Consider the following 13198-nt stretch of genomic DNA (forward strand, 5'->3'; position numbering starts at 1 on the left):
GGATCCAAGGAGAACCAGTGAACGAGCCGACCTTGCCGCTGACCATCGAGTCGGACGGCACCCCCATAACCGAACTGATCGCCGGTCGTCGCGCGGAGCTCCGCGCGGCGCTGGTCGAGCATGGCGGCGTACTGTTCCGTGGTTTCGACGTCGGTGGGATCGACGGGTTCGACCGGGTGGTCCGGACCCTGTCGGGAGACCCGCTGACCTACACCGAGCGCTCGTCACCGCGCAGCACGATCAAGGGACAGGTCTACACCTCGACGGACTATCCGCCGGAGGAGGAGATCTTCCTGCACAACGAGAACTCGTACCAGGCGGCCTGGCCGTTGACGTTGTACTTCTACTGCGTCACCCCACCCACCTCCCTCGGGGCCACTCCGCTGGCCGACGTCCGGCGGGTGTACCAGGAGATCGACCCGGCGGTACGGGAGGAGTTCGCCCGGCGGCGTTGGATGGTGGTGCGTAACTTCCACCCCGACTTCGGTACGCCCTGGCAGCACGTGTTCAACACCGACGACCGGGACGAGATCGCCGCCTACGGTGAGAAGAACGGCATCAAGATCGAATGGTTCGGCAAGGACGGTATGCGGACCACCTCGGTCCGTGACGCCGTCCACTACCGGCCCGGCAGTGACGTGCCGCGCTGGTTCAACCACGCCACCTTCTTCCACGTGAGCACCCTGGCCAAGGACCTCCAGGAGGCGCTCCTGGCGATGTTCGGTGAGGAAGGGCTGCCCACCAACACCTACTACGGCGACGGCGGCACCATTCCCGACGACGTGATGGACCACCTGCGGTCGGTGTACCGGTCCGCCTCGGTGCGTTTCGACTACCACCAGGACGACGTGCTGGTCGTGGACAACATGACCGCCGCGCACGCCCGGGAGCCGTTCACCGGCCCCCGCAAGATTGCGGTCGCGATGGCCGAGCCGTACACCCCCTCCACCAACCCGCAGGAGCAGTGATGAGCGAGCCCCGTTTTGTCGTCGTCCGTAACGACGAGGAGCAGTACTCGATCTGGTCGGCCGACCGCGAGCTTCCCCTCGGCTGGCACGACGCCGGGTTCACCGGCACCCGGGCCGAGTGCCTGGCCCACGTGGACGAGGTCTGGACCGACATGCGGCCCCGGTCGGTACGGGAGGCAGCTCGATGACACAGGCCCCTCGGGAATGGAGCTTCCCGGCTTCCGGCGCCCAGGAACGGGTCTGGATCGCCAACCAGCTCGACCTCGAGTCGCCGGTCTACAACGTTTCGGCCTTCTGGAAGGCCCCGGTCGGGTTGACCGGGGAGCAGGTCACCGAACTGTTCCACCAGGTCGTTGCCCGGCACGAGGCGCTGCGGACCCACCTGCGTACCACCGACGGTGCGCTGGTGCAGGTGATCCGGGCGGCCGAGCCGTTCGAGCTGTCGGTCGTCGACCTCGGTGGACTCGCCGAACAGCAGCGGCTCGACCGGGTGTTCGAGATCGCCGCGGAACTGGCCCGAGCGCCGATCCCGCTGGATCAGGCACCGCTGTGGCGGGGCCGTCTGCTGCGCTACGCCGACACCGAGTGGGTGCTGGCCCTGATCGTTCACCACGCGGTGTTCGACAGCCGGTCACTGGTGATCTTCACCGAGGAGCTGAACCTTCTCGCTGCGGCGATGCTCGCCGGCACGACGGCGCAGTTGCCGGAGCTGAGCATCCAGTACGCGGACTTCGCGGTGTGGCAGCACGAGCAGTTCGCCGGGGCGGAGCTGGACAAACAGCTGACGTTCTGGCAGGACCGACTGGCCGACGCGCCATTGGTGACCGCGTTGCCGCTGGACCGGCCCCGGCCGGCCCAGCTGGGTTTCGCCGGCGACGAGGTGCGCTTCGACCTGCCCGCCGGCCTGCTCGACCGGGTGGCCGAGGTGGGCCGGTCGGCCGCGGCGACACCGTTCATGGTGCTGCTGACCGCGTACGCCGCGCTGCTGTCCCGCCTGGCGGGCAGCGACGACGTGGTCGTCGGGATCTCCACCGCCGGCCGGGACCGGCCCGAACTCGACGCGCTGATCGGAATGTTCGTCAACCCGGTCCCGCTACGGTGCGACGTCGCGGGTGACCCCGCCGGAAGCGAGCTGCTGCTGCGGGTCCGCGACGGGTTGCTGGAGGCGATGGAGTACGGCCAGACGCCGTTCCAGCGGATCGTGGAGGCGGTCGCCCCGCACCGGGATCCGTCGGTGCAGCCGATCTTCCAGGTGGCGTTCAACTTCATCCCCGACTCGGGCATCGACCCGGTGGTCCTGGGCACCACCAAGGACGACCTGGCGTTCGACATCACCACCGGAACCAGTCGGCTGCTCTACCGGACCGACCTGTTCGACCGGAGCACCGCCGAGGCCATCGTGCGCCGGTACGTCCGGCTACTCGAAGCCCTCGTCGCCGACACCACGGTACGGGTGTCCCAGCTACCGCTGCTCGACGCGGCGGAGCAGGAGGCGGTGCTGTGTACCTGGAATGACACCGCACAGGAGACTGCCGAGACCACCCTGGTGGCGGTCATCGAGGAGCAGGTCCGGCGGGACCCGGAGCGGACCGCCCTGGTCTGCGCTGGCGAGACGCTGACCTACGCACAGCTCAACGCGCGGGCCAACCGGCTCGCCCGGGTACTCATCGGTCGTGGTGCCGGACCGGAGTCGCTGGTCGCGCTGGCAGTGCCGCGCTCGGTGGAACTCGTCGTCGCGATGTTGGCGGTGCTGAAGTCCGGGGCCGCCTACGTTCCGGTCGACACCGCCTACCCGGCCGAGCGGATCGCGTTCCTGCTCGACGACGCGGCACCGACGCTGGTGCTGGCCAGCACGGAGACCGCACATCTGGTGCCGGCGGACGCGCTGGTGCTCGATGCCGCGGTCGACGGGATCGACACCGACGTGACCGACACCGAACGCATCGCACCACTGCACCCGGCCAACCCGGCGTACGTCATCTACACGTCGGGTTCGACGGGCCGTCCCAAGGGGGTCGTGGTCGAGCACCGCTCGGTCGTGGCCTACCTGGCCTGGGCCCGGCAGGCGTACCCGAGTCTGGCCGGCACCGCGCTGCTGCACTCGCCGGTCTCGTTCGACCTCACCGTCACCGGGCTGCTCGGCCCGCTGACGGCAGGAGGCTCGGTCCGGCTGGCCGCCATCGACGACGCCGCCGCCCGGGTGGGCGGTCGTCCGTCGTTCCTGAAGGCCACCCCGGGACACCTGCCGCTACTGGACGGCGAACTGTCGCCCACCGGTGACCTGGTCCTCGGCGGCGAGGCGCTGGCCAGCGAGGCGCTGGCCGCCTGGCGGGCGGCGAACCCGGACACCACGGTGACCAACGAGTACGGCCCCACCGAGGCGACCGTGGGCTGCGTCGCCGCCCGGATCGCACCGGGCGAGCAGTTGGCCGGCGGTCAGGTCACCATCGGTCGTCCGGTCTGGAACACCGAGGTGTACCTGCTCGACGCGGCTCTGCAACCGGTGCCGCCCGGTGTGCCGGGTGAGCTGTACGTCGCCGGCGACCAGGTCGCCCGGGGCTATCTGCGCCGGCCGGCGCTCACCGCCGAACGGTTCCTGCCCTGTCCGTTCGGGGCCCCGGGGCGGCGCATGTACGCCACCGGGGACGTGGCCCGGTGGCGGGCGGACGGGACGATCGACTACCTCGGTCGCTCCGACCACCAGGTCAAGATCCGGGGCATGCGGGTCGAACTGGGCGAGATCGAGTCGGCGTTGCTGGCCCGTCCCGAGGTGACCGAGGCAGTGGTGGTCGTCCGCGCCGACGAACTGGGGGAGCCCACCCTGGTCGGCTATGTGGTGACCACGGCCGGCGAGGCGGAACTCACCGCCGAACTGGCCCGTACCCTGCCCGCCCACATGGTTCCGGCCGTCTTCGTCACGCTGGACGTGCTGCCGTTGACGCCGAACGGTAAGTTGGACCGGGCTGCGCTGCCCGAGCCGGCGACGGCGACGGCGGCTGTGGGCCAGGTGGCCCCGCGCACCGACGCGGAGCGGCTGGTCGCCGACATCTTCAGCGACATTCTCCAGGTCGAACAGGTGGGGGCCGAGGACGACTTCTTCGCCCTTGGCGGAAACTCGCTGCGCGGCATGCGGGCGATGGCCCGGATCCGCACGGAGGTCGACGTCGACCTGCCCATGCGGTCGCTGTTCACCTATCCCGTAGTCGCCGACCTCGCCGCTCAGATCGAGCAGTTGATCGCCGCCGAGCTCGACGAGCTCTCCGAAGCCGAAGTCGCCGCGCTCCTCGCGGCGCAAGAGGGAAGTTCTGCATGACCGACCTGAAGGACGCCGACCGGACCGCCGCCCGGGAGGCACTGATCGCGCAACGACTGCGCAAGCGCCGGGCTGCACCATCCGCCGCCACCATCGCGCCTCGACCGGCGGGCACCGTCGTGCCGCTCTCCTTCGCCCAGGAGCGGGTCTGGTTCATGGACCAGATCGCTCCGGGCGAGGCCGCCTACCACATTGCCGTACCGCTGCGGGTCCGTGGCCTGCTCGACGTCGACCCGCTGCGGGCGGCGCTGGCCGGGCTGACCCAGCGACACGAGGCACTGCGGACCCGGTTCCCGGCCGACGAGGACGGCCGCCCGCTGGTGGTCGTCGCCGAGACCGTCGAGGTGCCACTACGGATCGTCGACGCCGCCGACGAGGCCGCCGCGCAGGCGCTGGTCGACGAGGCGGTGCTGGAACCGTTCGACCTGGCGGACGGCCCACTGCTGCGGGCGCTGCTGATCCGGCTGACCGACGACGACCACGTGTTGCTGTTGACCAAGCACCACATCGTCGGCGACGGCTGGTCGGTCGACGTGCTGCTACGGGACCTGATCTCGCTCTACCACGACCGGCCGCTGCCGGAGCTACCGATCCAGTACGGCGACTTCGCGCACTGGGAGGCACAGTCGCTCGACGGTCCGCAGTCCCGGGCACACCTCGACTACTGGACGCAGCGGCTCCAGGGCATCACCCCGCTGGAACTGCCGTTCGACCTGCCCCGGCCGGCTACCCAGACCTATCGCGGTGACTTCGTGGAGTTCACCGTGGACGGCGAGGTCACCGAGGGGCTGGCCGAGTTGACCCGGGCCGGGGGCGGCACGCTGTTCATGACGCTGCTGGCCGCGTACCAGGTCCTGCTGGCCCGGCACTCCCGGCAGGACGACTTCGCCGTCGGCGCGTCGGTCGCCGGCCGGTCCGCGCCGGAGCTGGAGAACGTCGTCGGCATGTTCATCAACATGCTGCCGATGCGCGCCGAACTGGCCGGCGATCCGAGCTTCACCGAACTGCTGGGGCGGACCCGGCAGGGGGTGCTGGACGGCTTCGAGCATGCCGAGGTGCCGTTCGCCAAGGTGGTGCAGGAGCTGAACCTGCCACGGGACGTCAGCCGCTCGCCGGTGTTCCAGTCGATGTTCGTGTTGCAGAACTACGAGATGGGCCGGTTCGAGCAGGCAGCGGAGAACACCACGGTCTCCTTCGAGTGGACCCCGATGGAGCTGCGGGCCACCCGGTTCGACTTCGAGCTGCACCTGGTCGAGGTCACCAACGGTCTCTGGGGCAAGCTGGTCTACAACACCGACCTGTTCGAGCGGGCCACCGTGGAGCGGATGGCCGACCGGTTCCGCGCCCTGCTGCGGTCGATCGTCGCCAACCCGGACGCCCGGGTGTCGGAGCTGGACCTGCTGGCACCGCCGGAGCGCGGGCTGCTGCTGGACACCTGGAACGACACCAGCACCGACTTCCCCGACGCGGCCACGCTGCACGGGCTGGTCGAGGAGCAGGCCGTCCGGACCCCGGACGCGGTCGCGGTCACCTTCGAGGGCCGCTCGGTGTCGTACGCCGAACTGAGCGCGATGGCCAACCGGATCGCCCACCGGCTACGGGCCGAGGGCGTGGGGCCGGAGACCCTGGTCGGGGTCTGCGCCGAGCGTTCCGTCGAACTGGTCGCCGGACTGCTCGGGGTACTCAAGGCCGGCGGTGGCTATCTGCCGCTGGACCCGGAGTATCCGGCCGACCGGCTGGCGTTCATGGTCGCTGACGCGGCAGTACCGGTGGTGCTGGTGCTCGACCGGCTGCGGGACGTGCTGCCTGCCACCGATGCCCGGATCCTGGCGTTGGACGACGAGTCGGAGTGGGCCGACCAGCCCACGAACGACCCGGAGCCGACCGCCACCGCCAGCAACCTGGCGTACGTCATCTACACGTCGGGCTCGACCGGCCGCCCGAAGGGGGTGCCGAACACCCACCGGGGCATCGTCAACCGACTCGACTGGATGCAGAAGCGGTACGGGTTGGGTGCCGACGACGCGGTGCTGCAGAAGACACCGGCCAGCTTCGACGTCTCGGTGTGGGAGTTCTTCTGGCCGTTGCAGACCGGGGCTCGGATCGTGCTGGCCAAGCCCGGCGGGCACAAGGACGCCGGCTACCTGCGCGACCTGCTGATCTCCGAGCGGGTCACCACCACCCACTTCGTACCGTCGATGTTGACGGTGTTCCTCGGTGAGGACGGGATCGAGGCGTGCACCAGCCTGCGTCGGGTGATCTGCAGCGGTGAGGAGCTGCCGCTGACCTCCGCGATCGACTTCACCGGTCGGTTTCCCCACTGCGAGCTGCACAACCTGTACGGGCCGACCGAGGCCGCCGTGGACGTCAGCTCATGGCACTGCGCACCGGCGGCACTGGCCGGGCTGACCAGCGTGCCGATCGGTACGCCGATCGACAACCTGCGGCTGTACGTGCTGGACGAACACCTGAACCCGGCTCCGCTCGGGGTCAACGGGGAGCTCTACATCGGTGGGGTGGGGCTGGCCCGGGGATATCACCGGCGGGCTTCGCTGACCGCCGAGCGGTTCGTTCCCGACCCGTTCGCCACGACCCCGGGTGCCCGGCTCTACCGTACCGGCGACCTGGCCCGCTGGCGGGTGACCGATTCCGCGACGCCGGCGGGCGGTGCGGCGGACGCGGCACCGAGCGCCGTGATCGAGTTCCTGGGCCGGATCGACCACCAGGTCAAGTTGCGCGGCCTGCGAATCGAGCTCGGGGAGATCGAGAGCGCGTTGCGCGACCAGGACGGGGCCACCGACGCCGTCGTGATCGTGCGGGAGGACGTACCCGGGGACAAGCGGCTGACCGCTTACGTTGTCGGCTCGGCGCAGAGCACGGACCTCAAGGCCGCGCTCAAGGACATGCTGCCCGAGTACATGGTGCCGAACGCCTTCGTCACGTTGGACGTTTTGCCGCTGACGCCGAACGGCAAGTTGGACCGCAAGGCGCTGCCCGCGCCGGTGGTGTCCCGCGAGTCCTCCGTCGAACTGGTCGAGCCCCGCAACGACACCGAGCGGATGCTGGCACAGATGTGGTCGGAGGTGCTGGGCGTACCCACGCTCGGTATCGACGACGACTTCTTCGACCTGGGCGGCCATTCGATGCTCGCCACCCAGGTGGTCGCGAAGATCCGCAAGGTGAACCAGGACGGTCGGGCGGTCGGGGTGATGGACCTGTTCCAGCACCGGACGATCCGCGACCTGGCGGGGTTCATGGCCGGGTCTGCCGAGGACGACGGGCCGCGGCGGCTGCTCTACGAGCTGACCAAGCCGGTCCCGGCCGGAAAGCGGACCCTAACCTACGTCTGCGTGCCGTACGGCGGTGGTAGCGCCATCGTCTACCAGCCGCTGGCCGATGCCCTGCCGTCCGGATACTCGCTGTACTCGCTGGCGATCCCCGGCCACGACGTGGGTCTCGAAGAGGCCGCGCTGCCCTTCGACGAGCTGACCAGCCGGGTTGCCGAGGAGGTCGTGGAGCGGATCGAGGGACCGATCGCGCTCTATGGCCACTGTGGTGTGGGTAGTGCGATCACCGCTGAGGTGGCTCGCAAGATCGAGGCCGCCGGGCGGGACATCGACGCCATCTACATCGGGGCGATGTTCCCGTTCGCCCGGCCGAAGGGGCCGTTCTCGGCGATCCGTAACCGGCTGGAGGCGCTCAAGAGCAACCGGCACTACGCCGACTGGCTGAAGTCGATGGGTGTCGACACCGAGGAGCTGGACCCGGAGCAGGCAAACCGGATCATCAGCAACATGCGGGCCGACTCCCGGGCTTCGGAGGAGTACTTCACCGGCCTGCTCGACCGGGGGGCCGAGAAGCTGCGCGCGCCGATCATCTCGGTGGTTGGCTCCGAGGACCCGGTGACCGACTACTTCGCCGAGCGGTACATCGAGTGGCAGTTCCTCAGCGACACCCTCGGTCTGGTCGTGCTCGACCAGGCCGGACACTTCTTCCTCAAGTACCGTGCGGAAGAACTCGCCGAGATCGTCACCACCGTGCATCCGGCGGTGGTGGCCGGCGACATCTCGGCGATGGGACCGCAGGACCGCGGGGAGTTGGCCGCCTGGACGGTCCGGGACCGGTGGCAGGCGGACGCAGTCGCGACCACGGGCCGGAAGGTCGTCAAGCCGAGCATGGGTCGGTTCGTGGCGGTGACGCTCGGCCAGGTGGTCTCGACCACGGGGTCGGCGTTGACCTCGTTCGCGCTACCGATCTGGCTCTACCAGAACACCGGATCGGTGACCAACCTCGGTCTGCTGTGGGCATTGGCGCTGCTCTGCGGTGTGCTCATGCTGCCCCTGGCGGGTGCCATCACCGACCGGGTCAACCGGCGTCGGATCATGATGATCGCGAGTTGTGCCTCCGGCTCGGTGCAGGTGGTCCTCGCCGCCCTGCTCTGGTCGGACAGTTTGCAGCTCTGGCACATCTACCTGCTGGTGTCGTTGAGTCAGGTAGCGTCGTCGTTCCAGCGGATCGCCTTCCAGTCGGCCGTACCTCAGCTGGTGCCCAAGCGTTACCTCGGGCACGCCATGGGCATCACCCAGATGTCCAACGGCTTCGCGATGCTGATGATGCCGGTTATCGCGGCGGGCCTGCTTGCCGCGATCGGGCTCAAGGGCATCCTACTGATCGACATCGGCAGTTACCTCTTCGCTGTGGTCGCGTTGGCCTTCATCCGTTTCCCCGACCTGCTCGGGTGGCGGCCGAAGGAGCGGTTGCTGGTGGCGATCGTCAACGGCCTGCGCTACTCGTGGAACCACCAGGGCTTCCGGTTGATGCTCGGTTATTTCTCGCTGGGCAACATCTTCCTGGCTCCGGCGCTGGTGCTGATCACCCCGTTGGTGCTGTCGTTCGCGACCGAGACGCAGGTGGCGCAGGTCGCCCTGGCGGAGGCACTTGGCGGTATCGCGGGTGGTGTGTTGATGTCGCTCTGGGGCGGCCCTCGGAACCGGCGGATGGTCGGGGTACTGATTGGCAACCTCGGCACCGCCATCGGCTGCTTCCTGATCGGGGTGAATCCGTCGGTCATCGCCATCGCCATCGGCGTGTTCTGGATGGCCATGGCAATGACCACCGCGCAGGGCATCTACGCCACGATTGTGCAGGTCAAGGTGCCGCAGCGGTACCACGGTCGGGTGTTCGCGCTCAACCAGACGATCTCGTGGTCGACGTTGCCGATCGGGTTCGCCCTGGTGGCCCCCGGGGCGACCGCGTTGTTCGAGCCGATGTTCGCCCCGGGCGGGGCGCTCGCCGACTCGGTCGGCGCGCTGATCGGCTCCGGCGCGGGCCGGGGGATCGGCTTCTCGTACCTGGTCTTCGGGGTGCTGCTGATGCTGGTGACGTGCGGCGGCTTCATGATCAGGACTCTGCGTCGCTTCGACACGGAGGTGCCGGACTCGTTGCCGGACGACCTGATCGGTGCGCAGGAGCGGGAACGGCGACTGGCCGAGGCAAAGATCGACGGCGAGAAGGTCGACGGCGAGAAGGTCGACGGCGAGAAGGTTGCGGTTAGCTGATCCATCAATCGTGGGGCGGGCCGGGCGGAAGCCGGGCCCGCCCCACGTGTTTCCCGCATTGGCGGGTAGCTCTCCGGCCCTGGCGGGCAGCGTGACGATCCAACCCGGGCAGACTTTCGTCTGCCTCACTGTCAGTTCGTTCGTTTTGACGAAAAGTATGGACAGGGCGAGCGGAAGCCTCCTAGGGTGTCCGTCACGACGCGTCGGAGTTTTATGAACGTCAATTAGCGCTGGCCTCGGATCCGGGCCGGCATCGCTCGGCGGGGGAGTCAACCCGTGCCCACCGCCGTCGCACGCTCCCGCCCACCCTGGAGGCAGCAGCATGGATCCACGGCTGTACCGGCGACGTCGCAACCAACTAGCCGGCCTGTTCGCCACCGTACTCGTCGCCAGTGGCCTCTGGTCGCCGCCGGCTGCCGCAGCGCCACCGGTGCGAGCGGCCATCGAGGTTCCGCCCCAGGAGCCCGGCGTCACCCTGCGCGTCTACGACGTACAGGTCCCGTTGACCGAGATCTGCACCCTCAAACCTGGGCAGACCCCGAACGTCGACAAGCTGATGCCCACCATCGACTGGGCTTCGACGGACGACTTCGGCATCGGCGACTACTTTGTCTCCCGGGTGATCGGGAACATCAACGTGCCGCAGGAGGGCGCCTACACCTTCCGGCTGATCAGCGACGACGGCTCTCGGCTGCTGATCGACAACCAGACGGTCATCGACCACGATGGCCTACATCCCGCCGACCCCAAGGACGGCACGGTCACTCTCGCGGCCGGCTACCACTCCCTGCTCATCGAGCACTTCGATCGGGCCCACGACCAGCAGCTCACGCTGGCCTGGCAGACACCGGGTTCCGCCGATTTCGTGACCGTGCCGAACTCGGTGCTGAGCACCGACGCCGGGGTCGTACGTGTGACCGCACCCGGCCGCAAGGAATGCGAGGGCGTCACCGACACGCCCGGTGACGGTCTGCCCCTGACCGAGGTGCACCCGAACTACACCCTCACCGATCTGCGGCCAGCTGGCTTCCAGCCGCAGGTCAGCGCAATGGACTGGTTGCCGGACGGTCGCCTGGCCGTGGCCACCTGGGGCGGCAGTAACAACACGTCGGGCGAGGTCTATCTGCTCGGCAACGTCACCGGCGCCACCGACCCGAGCCGGGTGACTACCCAGAAGGTGGCCAGCGGACTGAAGGAGCCGATGGGCGTCAAGTACGTCGACGGCAAGCTCTACGTCTCCCAGAAGCACGAGTTGACGGAACTCAACGACCGCGACGGGGACGGCGTCACCGACGAGTACCGGACCGTCGCGACGTGGCCGTTTGGCGGCAACTTCCACGAGTTCGCCTTCGGACTGCTCTACGACAGTCCGTACTTCTATCTGAACCTTTCGGTGGCGATCAACTACGGCGGTGCCACTACCGATCCGCAACCGGCACCGAACCGGGGTACCACGATCAAGGTGCACCGGACGACCGGCAAGATCTCGTACGTTGCGGGCGGCCTGCGTACCCCCAACGGCATCGGCCGTGGCCCCAACGGCGACCTCTTCGTCACCGACAACCAGGGCGGCTGGTTGCCGGCCTCGAAGTTGGTGCACATCAAGCAGGATCGCTTCTTCAACCACTACACCAACCCGGCTGGCCCGTACGACTCGAACCCGGTGACCGCGCCCGTGCTGTGGCTGCCGCAGAACGAGATCGCGAATTCGCCCAGCACCCCGCTCTATCTCACCCAAGGCAGGTTCGCCGGGCAGATGCTGATCGGTGACGTCACCTACGGCGGCATCCAGCGGGCGTACCTGGAGAAGGTCAAGGGGGAGTACCAGGGGGCGGTCTTCCGGCTCACCCAGGGGCTGGAGGCCGGTGTGAACCGGATCAGCCTGGGACCGGACGGTGCGATCTACACCGGTGGTCTGGGTGCCGGCGGTAACTGGGGGCAGGAAGGCAAACTGACCTACGGCCTGCAGAAGCTGACGCCCAACGGCAACGACGCCTTCGACATCCTGGCGATGCGCGCCCGGCCCAACGGGTTCGAGTTGGAGTACACCCAGCCACTCTCGGCCGAGACGGCGAGCGAGTTGGCCAGCCGGTACCAAATCAAGCAGTGGCGCTACGTCCCGACCGCCAACTACGGCGGCCCCAAGTACGGTGAGGAGACGCTGACCGTACGGTCGGCCGTGCTCTCCGACGACGGCCGGAAGGTCACCCTCGACATCGCCGGTTTGAAAGCCGGCCGGGTGGTACACGTGCGTTCGCCCCGCCCGTTCAGTGCCGCCAACGGTGCGTCGTTGTGGAGTACCGAGGCGTGGTACACCCTGAACCGGCTTCCCGGTAACCAGCCGCCGACCAACAGCTACGAGGCGGAGGAGGCGACCATCAACGGCGGTGCCGGTGTCAACACCGACCATGCTGGCTATTCGGGGTTCGGCTTCGTCGACGGATACGGCACTGTCGGCGCCGCCACCACCTTCACCGTCGAGGTGCGGACCGGTGGCAGCTACGACGTCGACCTGCGCTACTCCAACGGACCGAATCCGTTCGTCGGCCCGAAGACGGTGAGTGTCTACGTCAACGGACGCAAGATCAAGCAGACTACGTTGGCCGCCACTGACGACTGGAAGAGTTGGTCGACCCAGACCGAGACATTGAAGCTGCGTGCCGGGACCAACACCATCAGTTACCGTCATGACAGCGGCGACACCGGCCATGTCAACCTCGACCGCATCACCGTCGACAAACCAGGGGGTCCGGTGCGGACGGTACTCTTCGATGGCACGAGCCTGACGAACTGGCGGCACACCGACGGCCGTGAGGCACAGTGGCCCGTGGCCGACGGTGCGGCGGAGGTCTGCTGCGGCGATCTGCGCACCAAGGACAGCTACGGAGACTTCAAGCTGCACGTCGAGTTCTGGTTGCCGAACCTGCCGCCGGATGTGACCGGGCAGGATCGGGCCAACAGTGGCGTATACCTACAGGAGCGCTACGAAATCCAGGTGCTGGACTCGTACGGCAAGAACCCGCTCGCCGACAACGACGCGGCAGCCATCTATTCGAAGAAGGCCGCGGACAGTAACGCCGCGACCGCACCGGAAACCTGGCAGGCCTACGACATCACCTTCCGCGCGGCCCGGTTCGACAGCGCCGGTGTCAAGATCGCTGATGCCCGGGTCACGGTGGTGTGGAACGGTACGATCGTCCACGATGACGTAGCCATCGACGGACCGACCGGCGGTGGCCGGGCAGAAGGACCGACGCTCGGTGCCATCCGGCTTCAGGACCACGGAAACAAGGTGCGGTACCGCAACATCTGGATCGAGCCCTTGACGTAGCGCCGAAGACCCGTCGGGTTACTGCCGG

Annotated in this window: 5 protein-coding genes; all 5 read left to right on the forward strand. The window is 68.3% G+C overall.

The genetic code is table 11. The annotated features are described in order from the left end of the window. The first annotated feature begins 17 nt into the window (after window positions 1–17). Window positions 18–968: a TauD/TfdA family dioxygenase gene (locus ACWDV4_RS24330; RefSeq protein WP_449982789.1), complete on the forward strand. Its 951-nt coding sequence runs from the start codon at window positions 18–20 to the stop codon at window positions 966–968. Then, window positions 968–1156 (forward strand): MbtH family protein, encoded by a 189-nt coding sequence (locus ACWDV4_RS24335; protein WP_449982791.1) that lies wholly within the window; start codon window positions 968–970, stop codon window positions 1154–1156. The genes ACWDV4_RS24330 and ACWDV4_RS24335 overlap by 1 nt, the downstream gene beginning before the upstream one ends. Beyond that, window positions 1153–4281, forward strand: a complete 3129-nt coding sequence (locus ACWDV4_RS24340) for a non-ribosomal peptide synthetase (protein ID WP_449982794.1) — start codon at window positions 1153–1155, stop codon at window positions 4279–4281. The genes ACWDV4_RS24335 and ACWDV4_RS24340 overlap by 4 nt, the downstream gene beginning before the upstream one ends. Further along, window positions 4278–9839, forward strand: a complete 5562-nt coding sequence (locus ACWDV4_RS24345) for an amino acid adenylation domain-containing protein (protein ID WP_449982797.1) — start codon at window positions 4278–4280, stop codon at window positions 9837–9839. The genes ACWDV4_RS24340 and ACWDV4_RS24345 overlap by 4 nt, the downstream gene beginning before the upstream one ends. Before the next feature lie 322 nt (window positions 9840–10161). Further along, window positions 10162–13170, forward strand: a complete 3009-nt coding sequence (locus ACWDV4_RS24350; RefSeq protein ID WP_449982800.1) for a family 16 glycoside hydrolase — start codon at window positions 10162–10164, stop codon at window positions 13168–13170. The last annotated feature ends 28 nt before the right edge of the window (window positions 13171–13198 follow it).

Source organism: Micromonospora sp. NPDC003197 (assembly GCF_053590565.1).